An 18559-nucleotide genomic window follows, 5' to 3' on the forward strand; every position below is an offset into this window, starting at 1 on the left:
GTCATCCGATCAGGCCAGCGGCTTGCGCAAAGCGGCCATGAACATAGCGTCCGTGCCGTGTCGATGCGGCCACAACTGAACCGACGATCCGTCGCCGACGTCCGGGACACCTGGCACCAATTCCTTGGTGTCGAGTTCCACGACGCCATGACGCCGCACCGCATCGGCGACCACTGCCAGCGTTTCCGACAAGTGCGGCGAGCACGTGGAGTACAGCACCACTCCGCCGGGGCGAACCAGTTCGATTGCAGCAGCGAGCAATTCACGCTGCAACTTCACGAGCGGAGCCACATCGGACGGCTGGCGACGCCAACGTGCCTCCGGGCGCCGACGCAGCGCACCCAACCCGGTGCAGGGAGCGTCGACGAGGATGCGGTCGTATCCGGGTTCGAGCCCGGATTCGCGGCCGTCCGCCACGTGTACGTCCACGGGAAGCTCGCGAGTGGTCTTGCGAATCAACTCGGCACGGTGTTCGACCGGCTCGACGGCGTCGAGTCGACCACCTTCGATGCCGGCAAGAGCACCGAGAAGTGCCGCTTTTCCTCCTGGACCTGCACAGAGGTCGAGCCAGCGTCCGGAGTCTTCACCTTCGAGAGGAGCAATGCTGAGGGCGCGGGCAACCAGCTGACTGCCCTCGTCCTGCACTCCTGCCAGGCCTTGGCGGACCGCCTCGAGTTGTCCGGGGTCACCGCCGTCGAGATGCACGGCGTACGGCGAGTACGGCCCGATCTCGCCGCCGGTCACCAGTGCGAGCTCCTCGGCGGAGATCTCACCGGGGCGGGCGACGAGGTGCACGGCGGGGCGGGCGTCGTCGGCGATCAGGACGTCTTCGAGCTCTCCGGCTGCAGCGCCGAGCGAGTCGGCAAATACCTGCGCGATCCACAGGGGATGCGCGTGCTCGAAGGCGAGTCGGCCGACCGGGTCCTTCGGGGCTAGCAGCTCGACCCACTCGTCCTGGGTGCGTTCGGAAACACGGCGCAGGACCGCGTTGACGAATCCTGCTCGGCCCTGGCCGTTTTCGGCGCGAACGAGGTCGACCGAGGTGGCAACAGCAGCGTGCGGTGCGACACGAGTACGCAGTAGTTGGTACGAGCCGAGTCGGAGTACATCGAGCAGGGTTCCGTCGATCTCTTCGATCGGCCGACCCGCCGCATGCGCGATCACCGCATCCAGGAGGCCCTGAGCACGTGCCGCGCCGTACGCGAGTTCGGTTGCCAGCGCCGCATCGCGTGCGTCGAGTTTGCGGTCACGCAGGAGCCCGGGCAGAACCAGGTTCGCGTATGCGTCACGTTCACGGACCGCGCGCAGGACGTCGCGCGCAGCCAGTCGCGGCTGATCGAGCCCGGCGGTTGCCGGATCCGGCCGCTTGGCCTGCTTCGGCTTGGTGTTCTTGCCACCGGTTGCATTCTTGGCTCCGGGACCCTGTGTCCGCCGTGCCGGTCGTCGTGATTCGGTCACTGTGCTCGTACCTCCGCGTCGAGTCGGGCACCGCGTGCCCAGTCCCCTGCCGACATCAATTTCTTGCCCGGGGGCTGAATCTGCCCGAGTCGTACCGCGGTGGTCGCGGTACCGATGTACAGACCATCCTTGCGTACCGAGATCTCACCGACTGCCAGGGTCTCGTCCGTAACGGTGACCGGGCCGACCTTGACTCGAAGATCACCGATCATCGTCCATGCCCCAGGCGCGGGTGTGACTGCTCGGATGTGCCGGTCCACCGTGCGAGCGGGCAATTCCCACCGCACGCGGGCCGCGTCCACAGTCACCTTGGGGGCGTACGAGACGCCGTCGGCAGACTGCGGAACCGCGTTGATCTCTCCGGCCTCCAGGCCGTCGAGTACCGATTCGAGCAGGGCAGCGCCGTTTTCCGCCAGACGCCCGAGCAGGTCGCCTGCCGTATCGGTGTCGCGAATCCGCTCGGTCATCACTCCGTACACGGGGCCGGTATCCATGCCGGCTTCCAAACGGAACGCACTGGCGCCCGTCACCTCGTCACCGGCACTGATCGCAGCCTGCACCGGCGCGGCGCCGCGCCACGCCGGAAGCAGCGAGAAATGCAGATTGACCCAACCGTATTTCGGAATGTCGAGGACGTTCTGCGGCAACAGGTTTCCGTAGGCGACGACGGGTGCGCAGTCCGGTTCCAGGCGGGCGAGTTCGGCTGCGAAGTCGGGATCGGACGCCTTGACCGGGGTCAGGACCGGGATGCCGTGCTCGTCGGCAAGCAGACCGATCGGCGAGCGGGTGACTTTGCGACCGCGGCCCGCCACAGCGTCCGGACGCGTGACGACGGCTACCACTTCGTGGTTGGCAGACTCGATGAGACGACGCAGCGAAGGAACCGCGGGTTCGGGCGTTCCGGCGAACACGACGCGCATGTCAGCTCTCCCGTTTCGTTGGGCTCTTCGGACTCTGATCAGCCGATCGGCCTGTCGAACGCGGTGGACTGCAACTCACGAAAATGCTCCCGGATGTGTCGGTGGGTGGAACTGTCAGTCTAAGGACTGCGGGAGCTATGACCTACCTCGCGCCACACCGAACCACTTTCTCAGCAATTTCTTTGATCAGAACCCTGCAGATTCACCGGTCCTCGGTATTGACTGTCTCTGTCGTCGCCACTCGGCGGAGGCTGATACGGGATACACCGATCACACGGAGGAACTTAGATGGCAGGCATCGACAGTAAGTTCGACAAGGCCTACGCAGGAAAGTCCGTCGAAGAATTGGCGGACGCCCCGGTCGCGGCACTCAACGGCGTAAGCGATTCGGACGCAGAACATTTGAAGGCAGCGTTCAACATCAAGACCGTCCGCGACCTCGGAACGAACAAGTTCTTCCTGTGGGCGCAGGCCACTGCCAAGCTCGCCGAGTAAACATCCCGACCCACGTGATCTCGGTGCTCACGAGTTAGCAGCTCACGAATTTGCAGCTCACGAATTTGCGTCGATGACCACTTGCGGAATATCCGTGCCGAGCGGCACCACGCTGCACGAAGCGTGCCGCTCGGCATCGGGGTCGAGGACCGTCCGGATGACGTCGATCACGAAGGGGTCGTACGGCATGCGGAAGTGGCCGGTCAGGTTCGACGGGCACAGATCCTGGAGGACGATGTTTTCTGCACCGGCGTCGCGGAGCGCGATGTTCGAGGACGGCTGGATCATCTCGTCGACAGTGGACCCGATAGTCGTGTAGCGCACTCCGGGTACGGTGTCACCGCCGTCGTTGAGGGCGTTCAACGTATCCGACCCCTGCATCTGCTCGCGGACAGCTCGCGAAAAGACATCTTCGACAAAGTCTTCTCCGCCGGGGATCGCACGGACGATGGGAACCAACCCGAACATCACCCCGCCGTAGGTCGGCGAAGCCAAACCGACCCAATGATCGACGTAGGCGTCGCCGCCCATTTTGTTGACGTAGTGCCGCGTCACCGTCGCGCCTTGGGAGTAGCCGATCACGTCGACCTTGTCCGCTCCGGTCGCGGTCAGCACCTGATCGACGAAAGAACCGAACGCGGTGGCACTACCGACTATGTCGCCGACGCCGTAAGTCTCGTGTGCGATGTCCCCGTTTTCTTCTTCGATCGCACCGCCGTAATTGAGGGCGAAGACGCAATAGCCGTCAGCTGCCAGTGCCGGCGACAGGGCCGCCCAATCCGCGTACGCCTCGGTGTCGGTTCCGTGGGCGAGTACAACCGGTCGGGGATGCGTGGCGGACGGCTCACAGGCGAAATCGTTCGACCCGGCAGGTGCGGATCCTGGATGAGCATGCGCATATGCCGTGGCAACGGAACGAGTCGCCTGACCCGGACCGATGTCGAGAGGAACGTCCATCGCGTCGGCACTCGCAGACGGGAGCGTCGGTGCGGCAGCCGATATCGCCGGCGGTGCTCCGATCAGCAGCGCCACTGCTACCGAAAATGTCAGTCCCACAGACCGTTTGACGCCAGCCATTGTTCCTGCTCCTGCTCTGATCCTACGAGGGAGCTGACCGTAACACCAGAAACTTCGGGGCGCATACCCTACCGAACAGTAGGTATCCGACGTCTCAATTGCCGCCTTCATCGGCGTCATCACCGGCAAGCACTCGGTAGAGCGACTTGCGCGCCTCGACAAGCACGTCGGCTGCGGCCTTGACCTGCGCTGGTGTGCCTACAGCAGCCACTTGACCGGCCGCGCCCATCAGCTGGCCGATCAGTTCACGAAGGTCCTGCTCCGGCTCCCCTACGCTGAGACGAACGTCATCCCACGGTGCCCCAAGATCGGCGCGATGCTCCTCGACGTACGCGAGGCCTTCCTCGGTCAGCTTGGCGGTCTTGCGGCCGGCGACCTTTTCGATGATGACGAGTCCCTCGTCCTCGAGTTGGGACAGCGCGGGATAAATGGAACCCGGACTCGGCTTCCAGACGCCGCCGCTGCGCTCGACGATCTGCTGAATCAATTCGTAGCCGTGCATCGGCTCTTCCGCGATCAACAACAGAATCGCAGCGCGCACATCTCCACGACGACCTCGTCCGCCACGTCCTCGCCCGCGACCGAACTGAGCGCCCGGACCGAAGCCGGGGCCGGGTCCGCCGTCTGGACCGAAACGCCCCCGCCGATGGCCTCTGCGTGGCATGTCACCGAAGCCCGGCCGCTCGTGCGGTCGACCGCGTCGTCCACCGTCTCGATCGCCGGGACCATCGCCCGGCGCGCCGTCGTCCGTCGGCACCCACATCACAAATGGTGGCCGTTGCTCACGGCCGAAACCGCCGAAGAAGCCGCGTCGGCCGAACATCCCCTCGTTCGGGAAACTTGCATCCATCGTCGAACCTCCATCACTATCGTTGATAGTTCGACGATATATCGCCATATCAGGTTGTGCAAGATTTTTGCTGCACACAAGCATGCCTCTGAGAACTCGAAAATCAGCCGATGCGGCGTGGGTCGATCTGAATGCGGACCGGACCCGATGACTTCCGCGCACTGCGCGCGGCCCTCGCATGTGCCAGAGCATCCGCAAGGCCGCGACCGTCCTTGCGTGGAACGCGGACCAGCAGTCGCTCCGGCGCGACACCGCTCTCGTCCTCACCGGAATACGGAAGCCTCTCCCCCGCAGGCAATTCCACTGGTCCGAGTAGTACAGCACTTGCCGGCAGATCAGCTGAGTCCACCAACTCCGCAATCGCTGCGGATCCACCGTCGATCGCAGCCATGTGAACGGCCGGAGGAAAGCCGACCTCGTCCCGTTCCTCGAATTGAGACTGTGCGTGCCCCACCGGATCCCATCGGACCAACGCCTGCACCGTCGGGATACCCGAGTCTGCGACAACCACAACTTCACCGCCTTCGGACAGCGGAATCACCATGGCAGCAGCCGACATCCAGCGTCTGAGTGTTTCCTCGGCGGCGCGCAGATCGGGCCGGCCGAGCAGTGCCCAACCGTCGAGCAAGAGCGCGGCGCCGTAGCCGCCGGTCATCACCGGCTCCGCACCCACTGTCGAGACCACCAACGCGGGCCCGTGTGGCAGTTCCTTGACCACATCACCGCCCCCGGACAGAACAACTTTTACACCGGGAAACGCCCGCCCGAGTTCTTCGGCGGTCCGGCCGGCACCGACCACCACCGCGCGCAACGCTTTCGCCCCGCACGCGTGACATCGGTAGGCGGCATCGGCAACCCCGCACCAGCGGCACGCCGGTGTCCCGGCGCCGTCGGGACCTGCCGCAGCGGGAAGAGCCAGTGGGCCGTTGCACCGACGGCACCGTGCCGGGGCACGGCACTTTCCACAGGCCAGGGTCGGTACGTACCCCCGCCGAGGCACCTGCACCAGGACTCCGTTGCCCTCACCCAGAGCGCGCCGGGCGGCCGCGAATGCAATAGCGGGCAAACGAGCCGCTCTGGCTCCCGGATCGCGAGCCAAGGCTTGATCGCTGTCGGCAAGCGCGGTGATCTTGGGTGCGTGAGCACGAACGACGTCCCGCGTAGCGACCAGATCGTGCGCCCATCCCGAGTCGACGAGTACCTGCGATTCTGCCGTACGGGAGAACCCACCGATCACGACGGCGCACCCGGCGACGTAGCCACGCAGGACGGCAACTTCGCGGGCATGTGGATACGGCGACCGCGGCTCGGACAAGTTGTCGTCGCCGTCGTCCCAGACGACGACAAGACCGGTCTCGGGCGTCGGCGCAAAAACAGCACTCCGCGTGCCGACGACGATCCGGGCGGTCCCGCGCAGTGCAGCGAGCCACCTTCGGTATCGCATGGCCGGCCCCAGGCCTGCGGACAGACCCACCACTGCATCCGCTCCGGAGAGCTCGGTACATGCGGCGACGACGCGGTCCAGGTCGCGTTGATCGGGCACAACCAGAATCGCGGATTTACCACTTGCCGCTACAGCCCCGGCCAATTCGGCCAGGCGCAGTGGCCAGTTTTCACCAGGCAACGCCTGCCAGACCGCACGCGGGCTTTTCGACTCGCGAATCGCGGACAGAAAGGCGTCACCGAATCTGTAGAGATGCCAACCATTTTCGATCGGTTCAGGAGCGGACGGCGGCTCGGCGGGCTCCCACGGTTCCGCCTCGACCTTCGCGTGGCGCGGCGGTACCGCCAAACGGAGAACATCGGCGCGGGTTCCGGCATAACGCTCCGCCACACGATCGACGACTTGCGCGATTTCTGCCGTCAGGACCCGCTCGGACGAGATGACGCGTTCGAGCCAGCCGAACTTCCCCTGATGGTCACTGGTCGCCTCGCGCGAGACGATGAAACCGTCCACCAGACGACCAGCGAAGCGGATGCGCACCCGGACTCCGGGCTGCGCATCCGCTTCGAGTTCACGAGGAACGAGGTAGTCGAATTCACGGTCGAGGTGAGCGAGCGGGAGCATCGGCAGCACCCGGGCGACCGGATCGACTTCTGCCGCTACTCTTTCCGCGCCCACCCGCGCCCCGTCTGTACGTCAGTGATCAGAGACCAGCTGCGCTACGCAGCTTGTCGGCACGATCGGTGCTCTCCCACGGGAGGTCGATGTCGGTGCGACCGAAGTGACCGTATGCCGCCGTCTGCGCGTAGATCGGACGCAGCAGGTCGAGGTCGCGGATGATCGCTCCCGGACGCAGGTCGAAGATCTCGGTGATCGCCTTCTGGATCCGTGCCGGATCGGTCTTCTCGGTGCCGAAGGTTTCGACGAAGAGTCCGACCGGAGCTGCCTTGCCGATGGCGTATGCGACCTGAACCTCGATGCGGTCGGCCAGACCTGCGGCAACAGCGTTCTTGGCCACCCAACGCATGGCGTAGGCAGCGCTTCGGTCGACCTTTGACGGGTCCTTGCCGGAGAACGCGCCGCCGCCGTGGCGAGCCATTCCGCCGTAGGTGTCGACGATGATCTTGCGGCCGGTCAAACCGGCGTCACCCATCGGGCCACCGAGGACGAACTTGCCCGTCGGGTTCACCAGCAGACGAACATCGGAGGTGTCGAGATCGGTGAGGTTCACGTCGGTCAGCACCGAGTGAAGCACCTTCTCGCGAAGATCGGGCGTCAACAGGTTGTCGAGGTCGATGTCAGCGGCATGCTGGGTGGAGATGACCACGGTGTCGAGACGGACAGCCTTGTCACCGTCGTACTCGATGGTGACCTGGGTCTTGCCGTCCGGGCGCAGGTACGGCAGCACGCCGGACTTACGGACCTCGGTCAACCGGCGAGAGAGACGATGAGCCAACGCGATGGGCAGCGGCATCAGTTCCGGCGTGTCGGTGGTGGCGTAGCCGAACATCAGGCCCTGGTCGCCCGCACCCTGACGGTCGATCTCGTCGTCGCTGATTCCGTCGACGCGAGCCTCGTGCGAGTGATCGACACCCTGCGCGATCTCGGGCGACTGAGCGCCGATCGCGACGTTGACGCCACAGGAGTTACCGTCGAAGCCCTTTGCCGAGCTGTCGTAGCCGATCTCGAGGACCGTGTCGCGCACGATCTTCGGAATGTCTGCGTACGCAGTGGTCGTGACCTCGCCGGCTACGTGAACCTGGCCGGTGGTGACCAGAGTTTCGACGGCCACGCGGGCGCGCGGGTCCTGGGTGAGCAGCGCGTCGAGGATCGAGTCGCTGATCGCGTCACAGATCTTGTCCGGATGCCCCTCGGTGACGGACTCGCTGGTGAATAGCCGACTGCCGGACTTGCTCACAGATCTCCCTCTCGACGACTGAGTTCTTGACTACAGCTTATTGAAGTATCCGAATCACCGTTCGGTGACCGTTTTGTCATGCTTTGTTAGCTGGGGGCTGAGCCGACGATAACGGTTGGACCGCCTGCGCAACACCCTTGTGCTCACCCGATTATCGTGGGGTAACTCTCACCACCGGGCGCGTGTCGCTACTCGGGGAAGAGCTTGACCAGGGCGTCGAGTACTCGACTGGCCATCAAAGCCTTGGATCCGTGCTCGAGCGCGGACTCCGAGCCGTCGGAACCGAGCAGCCAACCGTCGTTGTGATCGACCTCGAACGCCTTGCCCTCGCCGACCGCATTGACCACGAGGAGGTCGCAACCTTTGCGGGCAAGCTTGGAGCGGGCGTAACTGAGAACGTCACCGTGGGCGTCACCGGTCTCTGCGGCGAATCCGACGATCACCGTTCGAGCGTCCAGATCGCCGTCACGACGCGCTTCGACGAGACCGGCGAGGATGTCGGCATTTCTGGTGAGGCTGATCGAGTCGGGTTCGTTTGCGCCCTTCTTGATCTTGCTGCCTTCGACGGTGGTGGGGCGGAAGTCCGCGACAGCTGCAGCCATGACGACTCCGTCGTGTCCCGGTGCGTGCTTCTCCACTGCCAACCGGAGATCTTCGGCCGTCTTGATGTGCACGACGTCGACAGCGGCGGGGTCGGCAAGATCGGCCGTGTAACCGGCGATCAGCGTGACGTGAGCGCCGCGTTGTGCGGCCAGACGGGCGAGCGCGTAGCCCTGTTTGCCGGAGCTGCGATTACCGAGAAAGCGCACCGGATCGAGCGGCTCGCGAGTACCGCCGGCGGTGACCAGAATGCGGCGACCTTCCAGGTCGCGCGGCAACGCGTCCGAGCGCTCGAGGAGCAACGATGCCAACCCGACGATCTCGTCGGGTTCGGGAAGTCGACCGGCTCCGGTGTCTTTTCCGGTCAAACGCCCGGAGGCAGGTTCGATCACGTGGACGCCGCGCGAGCGCAGTGTCGCCACGTTGGACACCGTTGCGGGGTGCTCCCACATCTCGGTGTGCATTGCGGGGGCGAAGACGACCGGACAGCGTGCGGTCAACAAGGTGGCTGTCAAAAGGTCGTCTGCGCGGCCCATGACAGCTCGCGCCATCAGATCAGCGGTTGCCGGCGCGATGACAACGAGATCGGCTTCCTGTCCGAGGCGGACATGCGGAACCTGCGGGACGTCGTTGAAGACGCCGGTGTGAACCGGGTTGCCGGAGAGTGCTTCGAACGTGGCGCGGCCGACGAACTCCAGAGCGGATTCGGTCGGAATCACGCGGACGTGATGACCGCTCTCGGTGAAGCTGCGGATGATCGAGCACGCTTTGTACGCGGCGATACCCCCACCGACACCGACGACAATGCGCTTACGTATCGATGTGGGCGCGTCGGACACTCCCCCGACACCCGAACGAGGTTCGGGTGCGGCAGACGTGGTGCTCACTCGCCTTCGGTGTGCTCGAGGAGATCAGCGTGGATTTCACGCAACGCGATGGACAGCGGCTTTTCCTGCAGACCGGGCTCGACCAGAGGTCCGACGTATTCGAGGATGCCGTCACCGAGCTGGTTGTAGTAGTCGTTGATCTGGCGCGCACGCTTGGCCGAGTAGATGACCAGGGCGTACTTGGAAGAGGTGCGTTCGAGCAACTCGTCGATCGGCGGGTTGGTGATGCCGAGCGGGGTGTCGTAGGCAGGCAGAGCGCCCTGACCTGCTGCGGACGCGGCTGAAGTGCTGCTCACTCTTGTGTCTCCTGAATTAGATCTTCATTGAAGAACTAGTTTTATCGATCCGGATATCTGAGAAACGGGGCGGAAATCGGTTCCCGAAGGGTGCGGAATCAGTTCCCAACCAACAAGGATACCAACTCATCGCAAGCACGGCTTACATCCTCGTTCACGATGACCGTGTCGAACTCGTCCTGTGCGGCCAATTCCACTCGGGCCGTCTCGAGTCGGCGTGCCACGACGTCTTCCGTTTCGGTTCCCCGTCCGGTCAGCCGTTGCACCAGAACGTCCCAGCTCGGTGGAGCCATGAACACCAACAGAGCTTCGGGCATCGCCTGGCGGACAGCTCGTGCTCCGGCGAGATCGACCTCGACGAGTACGGGCTTTCCAGCTTCGAGCGCTTCTTCGATCGGAGCTGCGGGGGTGCCGGAGCGCTGTAGACCGCCGTGGATTTCCGCCCATTCGAGAAGTTCACCGGAGTCGATCATCCGTTGAAATTCTTCACGGGAGGTGAATCGGTAGTCCTTGCCGTCCACTTCACCGGGACGGGGATCGCGAGTGGTCGCCGAAACGCTGAAAACGAGTTCAGGCAACCGAGTTCTCAGCTCGCGAACGACGCTGGACTTACCGACAGCCGAAGGGCCGGCCAGTACAACCAGCCGACCCCTCCGCACTGCGGTCTTGCTCTCTGACACTGTTGCGTCAGCAATCATCAGACACTGCCGCGTCAGCAATCATCACTTGTCGGCTCAGGCCTCGAAGTCAAACTTGGTGAGCAGAGCCTTGCGCTGCCGATCACCGAGGCCACGAAGGCGACGGGTCGGTGCAATCTCCAGCTCGGTCATGATCTCCTGAGCCTTGACCTTGCCCACCTTGGGCAGCGCCTCGAGCAGTGCCGAAACCTTCATCTTGCCCAAGATTTCGTTGTCTTCGGCGTCCTTGAGGACCTGCTTGAGGTCGGTGCCGCCACGCTTCAGGCGCTCCTTGAGCTCAGCCCTGGCCTTGCGGGCAGCAGCTGCCTTCTCCAAAGCAGCAGCGCGCTGCTCATCAGTCAACTGGGGAAGGGCCACGGTTCCTCCGTCTCGTCGTGTGCAAATTTTGTCTATTCCGCTGATAACCAGCAGCGATAGCGACCGTACTCACGCCTGGCGCGAATTGCTAACCCACCCCCCGCGGTCCGATGCAGATCGCGGTGGGTTATGCGCGTCGAATCGATGTCACACATCATCGCCGTTTTCGGCTGGATCGAGACGGATTCGACGCAACACGAACGTGCGTACAGTACCGAAATAGACTGTAACACAAAGCATTTCGATACATCAGATGCGACGTCCCCATGCGTGTGTGCGAAATCGTTACCTGCGGGAATGAACGTGGTCGCCGACACATCCAAAAATTTCGAGCATTTTCGACGCCCATGCGCGTGTCGCGGCCTGTTTTCAGGTCGGCAGCGACGATTTCGGATCGTCGGCATCGACCGTGTCCGGTTCGGTGCGGCTCACGCCGGGGGCGGCCAGAGCGAGTACTACCGCGAGGCTCGCCCAGAGCAATGAATTCTCCAGGACGAAGCCGACGACCGGGATATCCATGTCCGCGCCGACCCGAGGAAGCCGAAACAGCACGACCGCAGCGGTGAGGCCGATCGCGATCCAGGACCACGCGGGTACCGATCGGGTGTCCTCCCCCACGCCCGACTTGATCGGAACGAGGAGCACACCCACCGCCGGCACCAACCACACGAAGTGGTGGGTCCAGGCAATGGGAGTCACGATTGCCGCCAGCAGAGCAACCACCGTGAAACCGGCAAGATCACCTCGCAGGCGCTGAGCGCGCCGCGTCGCGACAATTCCGAGGACACCCAACACTGCACAGGCGACGAGCCATGCCGGACCCACCAGGCCCTCGGGGAGTAGCCGTAAGGCCATTCCACGCACGGACTGGTTACCGAACACGGACGGGTCACCGACCGCGACGCGCCCCGAGAGTGAGGCGATGTCACCGAAGTAGTCGATCGTCTGTCGCGGGAGAACGGCAAAGCCGAGTGCCGTGGCGCCGAGGAAGCCGGCGAGGCCGCCCGCAACTGCTTTCCAACGCCCGGTGATCACGTAGTAACCGATGTAGACGAGAGGCACCAGTTTGACGGCCCCGGCGATCCCCACCAGCACACCCTCGGGAATCCACCGTGGTCGAGCCAGCACGTCGATCAGGCACAGGAGTGTCAGGAACAAACCGACCTGCCCGTACCCGAGGTGATCGGAGATCGGCGATGCCGCCGTCCACAGGACCAGGAAACCTACGTAGACGACGACGGGCCGCCTACGTGTGAACGGGACTTCGCGATAGCTGAGCACGATGATCGCGGCCAGCATCAGGAGGCTGACGAAACTCCATCCCCACTGGACCGCACCCCAGGAACCCAAGGCGACCGGAACGGCGACGAGCGCAGCGAAGGGCGGATAAGTGAACGGCAGTCTCGCGTTGAACGACTCGTCGTACAGGTTCGAGCCGTCGAGGACGGCTTGACCTGCCGTCCGGTACACGGCGAGATCGTCGCCGTGTACGCCGGTGACGGATTGGAACCCGGTGGCGAGCAGCGCGCACGCCGCGACGAGAAGTCCGATCTGCCACCAACGATTCACCGACGGACGGTACCACCGGGTTCCACCGCTCGAACGAGCCTCGAGGTCACTCACGGATCAGTGCGCCAATGCGGCTTCGATCTCGTCTCGGTCACGCATTGCTGCCTCCCGAAGTGCCGATACCGAAGGACCATGCTTGAGCACCCCACGGGAAGTGTTCGGCAGCAGGAGCTCGGTCGATCCCGCGAAGATGTCTGCGAGATCCGCTGCCGTCGCACCCTGCGCGCCGAGCCCCGGAGCGAGAATCGGGCCGTTGAACTGCGACAGGTCCAGACCGTGGTCCCGAGTTGCACCGACCACCAGTCCGACGGTGTCGCGTCCGTCGGCGTTCGCGTCGACCGCAGCGTTGACGATCGACTGAGCCACGCTCACACCGTCGGCCGACGACTGTTGAAGTACGCCGCCTTCCGGATTGGAGGTTCGTGCCAGCACGAAGATCCCGCGTGCGTTCTGCCTTGCCAGTTCGAGTGTCGGAGCCAACGCCCCGAATCCCAGGTACGGCGAAACGGTGACCGAGTCGGAGGCCAACGGCGAATCACCCAACCAGGCTTGCGCGTACGCGTCCATCGTCGAACCGATGTCACCGCGCTTGGCGTCCGCGACGACAAGCGTTCCAGCATCGCGAAGAACCGAGATGGTCCGCTCCAACACGGCGAAGCCGGCGCTTCCGTACGCCTCGAAGAACGCAACCTGAGGTTTGACGAGTCCAACCTCACCGGTGAAGGCCTCGACGCAGATCTCGGCGAAAGTCTCCAGACCTTCGGCGGTACGTGGCAGTCCCCACGCGTCGAGAAGCGCGGGATGCGGGTCGATACCGACGCACAGCCGCCCCCGGTCCGCGATCGCGGACCGGAGACGATGCCCCCAACTGTGACTCACGACTGCTGTGCCGGCTGACGAAGACCTGCGTGCAGTTCCTGCAGGGAGTGAACCCCGATGTCGCCGCGGATGGCCGCTTCGATGCCCTGCACGGCGGCCGAGGCGCCCTGGACCGTCGTGATGCACGGGATGTTCGACGCGACTGCTGCGCTTCGGATCTCGTAGCCGTCGACACGCGGACCGTTGTTGCCGTACGGGGTGTTGATGACCATGGCGACCTCGCCGCTGCGGATCTGGTCGACGATGGTCTCGGCACCGGCCGGAACATCCTCACCCGACTGCTTGTACACCTGCTTGCACTCGATACCGTTGCGCCGCAACACATCTGCGGTTCCTTCGGTGGCAAGGATGGTGAATCCGAGATCTGCCAGGCGCTTGACCGGGAAGATCAGCGAACGCTTGTCCTTGTTGGCGACCGAGACGAACACCGCGCCTGTGGTGGGCAACGACCCGTAGGCGGCCGTCTGCGACTTGGCGAAAGCCGTACCGAAGTCGAAGTCGATTCCCATGACTTCACCGGTGGACTTCATTTCCGGGCTGAGCAAGGTATCCACGCCGGTACCGTCGGCGCGGCGGAAGCGGTTGAACGGCAACACAGCTTCCTTGACCGCGATCGGTGCACCGGCCGGGGTGTTTCCACCGTCGCCGGTCGCCGGCAGGATGCCGCTTGCGCGCAGGTCGGCGATGGATTCGCCGAGCATGACGCGGGCGCATGCCTTGGCCAGCTGGACGGCCGTCGCCTTGGAGACGAACGGAACCGTACGGCTGGCGCGGGGATTTGCTTCCAGCACGTAGAGGATGTCGTCCTTGAGTGCGTACTGGACGTTGAGCAGGCCCTTGACGCCGATGCCCTTTGCGAGAGCCTCGGTGGAACGGCGGACGTTCTCGAGATCCGCCCGGCCCAGAGTGATGGGCGGGAGCGCACACGCCGAGTCACCGGAGTGAATGCCGGCTTCCTCGATGTGCTCCATGACGCCGCCGAGGTACACCTCGGTGCCGTCGCACAGAGCGTCGACGTCGATCTCGACCGCGTCTTCGAGGAAGCGGTCGACCAGGACCGGGCGGTCGTCGGAGATCTCCGTGGCACGCGAGATGTAGTCGGCAAGTGAAGCCTCGTCGTAGACGATCTCCATGCCGCGTCCACCGAGCACGTACGACGGACGCACCAGCACCGGGTAGCCGATGCCTGCTGCGATCTCGCGGGCGCCGTCGAACGTGGTGGCGGTACCGAACTTCGGGGCAGGCAGACCGGCTTCGGTGAGCACGCGACCGAATTCGCCGCGGTCCTCCGCCAGGTCGATGGCTGCGGGGCTGGTTCCCACGATGGGAACGCCGGCAGCTTCGAGGCGCTTCGCCAATCCGAGCGGGGTCTGGCCGCCGAGCTGGACGATGACGCCGGCAACGGTGCCCGACTGCGCCTCCGCGCGGTAGACCTCGAAGACGTCCTCGAATGTCAGCGGCTCGAAGTACAGGCGATCAGCGGTGTCGTAGTCCGTGGAGACGGTCTCGGGGTTGCAGTTGACCATGACGGTCTCGTACCCGGCCTCGGACAGCGTCTGGGCAGCGTGGACACACGAGTAGTCGAACTCGATGCCCTGGCCGATGCGGTTGGGGCCGGATCCGAGGATCAGAACCTTGGGTCGCTCGGTCTGCGGAGCAACTTCGGACTCGGCCTCGGGATCAAGCTCGTAGGTCGAGTAGTGGTACGGCGTCTTGGCCTCGAACTCTGCGGCGCAGGTGTCGACGGTCTTGTAGACGGGGCGCACGCCCAGCTGATCACGCAGAGCGCGAACGGCGTCCTCACCTGCGTGCGTGTCACCACCGAGTTCGGGGCGCAGAGCCGCGATCTGGCGGTCCGAGATGCCGTGGTACTTGGCCTGACGCAGGGCAGCCTCGTCGAAAGACTCTGCAGCGCGAAGCTTTTCACCGAGCTCGTGAATCTGCTGGAACTGGTCGAGGAACCACGGATCGATCTTGGTGGCGTCGAAGAGCTGCTCGACAGTTGCGCCGAGGGCGAATGCCTTCTCGATGCCGTACATGCGGCCGTCCTGCGGAACGCTCAGATCGGCGAGCAGGGCGTCCAGGCTCTCCGTCTCGATGTCGGCGCCGGTCCAGTAACCCGCACGCTTGGTCTCGAGTGAACGCATGACCTTGCCGAAAGCCTCGGTGAAGTTGCGGCCGATGCTCATGGCCTCGCCTACCGACTTCATCGTGGTGGTCAGGGTTCCGTCGGCACCGGGGAACTTCTCGAAAGCGAACCGCGGAGCCTTGACGACGACGTAGTCGAGTGTCGGCTCGAAGCAAGCCGGGGTTTCCTTGGTGATGTCGTTGACGATCTCGTCGAGCGTGTAGCCGATGGCAAGCTTGGCGGCCATCTTCGCGATCGGGTAACCGGTCGCCTTCGACGCCAGCGCCGACGAGCGGGAAACGCGCGGGTTCATCTCGATGACAACCAGGCGGCCGTCCTTCGGGTCCATCGCGAACTGGATGTTGCAGCCGCCGGTGTCGACGCCCACCTCACGCAGAATATCGATGGAGAGGTCGCGCATCGCCTGGTACTCGCGGTCGGTCAGCGTCATCGCGGGAGCGACGGTGACCGAGTCTCCGGTGTGGACACCCACCGGGTCGACGTTCTCGATGGAGCAGACGATCACGACGTTGTCGCGACTGTCGCGCATGAGCTCGAGTTCGTATTCCTTCCAGCCGAGGATGGATTCCTCGATCAGGACGTTCGCCGTCGGCGACGCGGCCAGACCGCCACCGGCGATGCGGTTGAGATCGTCGACGTCGTACGCCATGCCGGAACCGAGGCCGCCCATGGTGAAGGACGGACGCACGACAACCGGGTAACCGAGTTCGGCGACCGTGGCGTGTACTTCGTCCATCGTGTAGCAAACTGCGGACTTCGCAGATTCGCCACCGACCTTGGCGACGATGTCCTTGAACTTCTGGCGATCCTCGCCGCGCTGGATGGCGTCGAAGTCGGCGCCGATCAGCTCGACGTCGTACTTCTCGAGGATGCCCTGCTCGTGCAGCGCCACAGCGGCGTTGAGAGCGGTCTGACCACCGAGCGTCGCGAGGACGGCGTCGATCTTGTTGCCCTGCAACGCTTCCTTGGCGATGACCTTTTCGAGGAACTCGGCCGTGATCGGCTCGACGTACGTGGCGTCGGCGAACTCGGGGTCCGTCATGATGGTGGCCGGGTTGGAGTTGACCAGGCTGACGCGCAGGCCCTCCTCCTGGAGGACGCGGCAAGCCTGGGTGCCCGAGTAGTCGAACTCACAGGCCTGACCGATGACGATCGGACCGGAGCCGATTACCAGGATGTGCTTGAGATCTGTACGGCGTGGCATTAGTTCTTGACTCCGGTTTCTTTCCGTGCGGAGAGCAGGCTGGTGAAGCGGTCGAAGAGGTACGCAGCGTCGTGCGGGCCGGCTGCCGCCTCCGGGTGGTACTGCACCGAGAAGGCCGAATCGTCGAGCAGGCGAACACCTTCGACGGCTCCGTCATTGGCGCAGGTGTGGCTTACCACGGCGCGACCGAACGGGGTGTCGAATTCCTGGCCGGCTTCACCTTCGAGTGCGAAGCCGTGGTTCTGCGCGGTGATCGCGATGCGACCCGTCTGATGCTCGATCACCGGGATGTTGATGCCGCGGTGGCCGAACTTCATCTTGTACGTGCTCAGGCCGAGGGCGCGGCCCAGGATCTGGTTACCGAAGCAGATACCGAACAGCGGCAAGCCCTGTCCGATGACCTCTTTTGTCAGGTGCACTGCGCCGTCGGCGGTGGCCGGGTCACCGGGACCGTTGGAGAGGAACACTCCGTCGGCCTTCAGGTCGAGGATCTGTTCGAGACTCGCATTGGACGGCAACACGTGGACGCGGATACCGCGCTCGGCGAACATGCGCGGGGTGTTGGTCTTGATACCGAGGTCGATCGCGGCAACCGTGTACAGCGCCTCCCCGCCCTTCGGCTCGACGACGTAGCCGCTGGTGGTGCTGACTTCACCGGCAAGATCGGCGCCGAGCATGGTCGGCTGATCCTGAACCCGTCGGACCAGTTCGTCATCGGCGGCGATGGCTTCACCGGAGAAGACGCCTGCCTTCATCGAACCGCGAGTACGCAGGTGGCGAACCAGGGCACGAGTGTCGATCCCGGCGATTCCGACGATGCCCTGCTCTTCGAGCTTGGCCTGCAGCGAACCGGTTGCACGCCAGCTCGAGGTGACGCGCGAGGGGTCACGAACGACGTACCCGGCAACCCAGATCTTGGCGCCGGCACTCTCGCCGGTCGGTCCGACCGACTCGTCGTCTTCGTCGTTCCAGCCGGTGTTGCCGATCTGCGGCGCGGTGGAGACCACGATCTGGCGGTGGTAGCTGGGATCGGTGAGCGTTTCCTGGTAGCCGGTCATGCCGGTGCTGAACACCGCTTCGCCCAGGGTCTGTCCAACCGCACCGAAGGTGGTTCCGCGGAACACCCGTCCGTCTTCGAGGACCAGTACTGCGGGGCTGTTGCCAAAGCCGCTCATGCGTTCTTTCCGTTCTGCTCGATGTCGCCAGAGCTTGCGTCTTCGTTGTCATTCGTCTTGTTCGAGGCAGTCTTGTTCGAAGCAGTCTTGTTCGAAGCAGTTACCGGCTTGACCCAGTCCGGATAAACCGTCTTGTCGTCACCGCGCACGCCCGTGTCGATCTCGGTTCCGCTCGGCAATTCCCAGCGAATCACCAGGACGCCGTCCTTGCTCATGACCTTGCCGGCAAGACCGTTCTCCGTGCGGATCGCGCGGATCGACTTCTCCGGAATCCAGATGGCCGACGCACCGTCACGCTCGACCAGAATTCCGCCGCTGTAGCGGCTGATCTCGCAGGTGGCGCGGAAACCGAGGTCGCCGACGGCGATGCGGTCCTGCCAACTGGGTGCGATGGTGCTACCGACGTACAGGCCGGTGGTCGGCAGGACGAGCAGTTCACCCAGGGTTGCCGGTACCGTCGGCAGTTCGCCGATCTTGTCTTTCTGGCGTCGAGCGCGTCCACGCCAACCGACGTACATCAGGCCGATCATTGCGACCCAGAAGATCGCCAGACCGATGATCCACAGTGCTCTGTCCATGACGC

At 64.2% G+C, this 18559-nt stretch carries 16 protein-coding genes; 1 reads left to right on the forward strand and 15 read right to left on the reverse strand.

The genetic code is table 11. The features are described 5' to 3' along the window. Nucleotides 1–9: 9 nt before the first annotated feature. Both H351_RS17865 and fmt read right to left on the reverse strand, forming a co-directional pair. Nucleotides 10–1458, reverse strand: a complete 1449-nt coding sequence (locus tag H351_RS17865; protein ID WP_019748382.1) for an RsmB/NOP family class I SAM-dependent RNA methyltransferase — start codon at nucleotides 1456–1458, stop codon at nucleotides 10–12. Then, entirely contained in the window at nucleotides 1455–2378 is a 924-nt protein-coding gene (fmt, locus tag H351_RS17870; protein WP_020907709.1) for a methionyl-tRNA formyltransferase, read from the reverse strand. Before fmt ends, H351_RS17865 begins: the two co-directional genes overlap by 4 nt. 288 nt (nucleotides 2379–2666) lie before the next feature. Here fmt and H351_RS17875 point away from each other — a divergent pair, with 288 nt between their 5' ends. Then, nucleotides 2667–2873: a hypothetical protein gene (locus H351_RS17875; RefSeq protein WP_003944900.1), complete on the forward strand. Its 207-nt coding sequence runs from the start codon at nucleotides 2667–2669 to the stop codon at nucleotides 2871–2873. Nucleotides 2874–2930: 57 nt separating this feature from the next. On the opposite strand, the gene H351_RS17880 is transcribed toward H351_RS17875, so the two are convergent. The 13 genes from H351_RS17880 to H351_RS17940 form a co-directional block, all read right to left on the reverse strand. Further along, nucleotides 2931–3950, reverse strand: a complete 1020-nt coding sequence (locus tag H351_RS17880; protein WP_029255331.1) for an esterase/lipase family protein — start codon at nucleotides 3948–3950, stop codon at nucleotides 2931–2933. A gap of 94 nt (nucleotides 3951–4044) precedes the next feature. Beyond that, the gene (locus tag H351_RS32550) at nucleotides 4045–4713 is read right to left on the reverse strand and encodes a PadR family transcriptional regulator (RefSeq protein WP_370671296.1); all 669 of its coding nucleotides are present in this window, start codon (nucleotides 4711–4713) and stop codon (nucleotides 4045–4047) included. Between the two features lie 190 nt (nucleotides 4714–4903). Beyond that, nucleotides 4904–6922, reverse strand: coding sequence for a primosomal protein N' (locus H351_RS17890; protein WP_029255330.1), 2019 nt, complete (start codon nucleotides 6920–6922; stop codon nucleotides 4904–4906). Between the two features lie 25 nt (nucleotides 6923–6947). Next, a complete protein-coding gene (metK, locus tag H351_RS17895) occupies nucleotides 6948–8162 on the reverse strand; it encodes a methionine adenosyltransferase (protein ID WP_003944827.1) in 1215 nt (404 codons plus the stop codon). 188 nt (nucleotides 8163–8350) lie between these two features. Further along, entirely contained in the window at nucleotides 8351–9649 is a 1299-nt protein-coding gene (gene coaBC / locus H351_RS17900; protein WP_020969581.1) for a bifunctional phosphopantothenoylcysteine decarboxylase/phosphopantothenate--cysteine ligase CoaBC, read from the reverse strand. Further along, a complete protein-coding gene (gene rpoZ, locus H351_RS17905) occupies nucleotides 9646–9945 on the reverse strand; it encodes a DNA-directed RNA polymerase subunit omega (RefSeq protein WP_003944996.1) in 300 nt (99 codons plus the stop codon). The genes coaBC and rpoZ overlap by 4 nt, the downstream gene beginning before the upstream one ends. A gap of 98 nt (nucleotides 9946–10043) precedes the next feature. Next, on the reverse strand, nucleotides 10044–10643 hold the full coding sequence (gene gmk / locus H351_RS17910) for a guanylate kinase (RefSeq protein ID WP_029255329.1): 600 nt from the start codon (nucleotides 10641–10643) through the stop codon (nucleotides 10044–10046). Between the two features lie 36 nt (nucleotides 10644–10679). Beyond that, nucleotides 10680–11000 (reverse strand): integration host factor, actinobacterial type, encoded by a 321-nt coding sequence (gene mihF, locus H351_RS17915; protein ID WP_003944825.1) that lies wholly within the window; start codon nucleotides 10998–11000, stop codon nucleotides 10680–10682. 369 nt (nucleotides 11001–11369) lie between these two features. After that, complete coding sequence (locus H351_RS17920; RefSeq protein WP_020907703.1) at nucleotides 11370–12569, reverse strand: glycosyltransferase 87 family protein; 1200 nt, start codon at nucleotides 12567–12569, stop codon at nucleotides 11370–11372. A gap of 57 nt (nucleotides 12570–12626) precedes the next feature. Further along, nucleotides 12627–13448, reverse strand: coding sequence for an orotidine-5'-phosphate decarboxylase (gene pyrF / locus H351_RS17925; protein ID WP_021332968.1), 822 nt, complete (start codon nucleotides 13446–13448; stop codon nucleotides 12627–12629). Beyond that, a complete protein-coding gene (gene carB / locus H351_RS17930; RefSeq protein ID WP_019748372.1) occupies nucleotides 13445–16801 on the reverse strand; it encodes a carbamoyl-phosphate synthase large subunit in 3357 nt (1118 codons plus the stop codon). Before carB ends, pyrF begins: the two co-directional genes overlap by 4 nt. Beyond that, on the reverse strand, nucleotides 16801–17976 hold the full coding sequence (gene carA, locus H351_RS17935) for a glutamine-hydrolyzing carbamoyl-phosphate synthase small subunit (protein ID WP_003944927.1): 1176 nt from the start codon (nucleotides 17974–17976) through the stop codon (nucleotides 16801–16803). Before carA ends, carB begins: the two co-directional genes overlap by 1 nt. Then, complete coding sequence (locus H351_RS17940; RefSeq protein ID WP_020907699.1) at nucleotides 17973–18554, reverse strand: PH-like domain-containing protein; 582 nt, start codon at nucleotides 18552–18554, stop codon at nucleotides 17973–17975. The genes carA and H351_RS17940 overlap by 4 nt, the downstream gene beginning before the upstream one ends. Between the last annotated feature and the right edge of the window lie 5 nt (nucleotides 18555–18559).

Source organism: Rhodococcus erythropolis R138 (assembly GCF_000696675.2).
Classification (GTDB): Bacteria; Actinomycetota; Actinomycetes; order Mycobacteriales; family Mycobacteriaceae; genus Rhodococcus_F; species Rhodococcus_F erythropolis.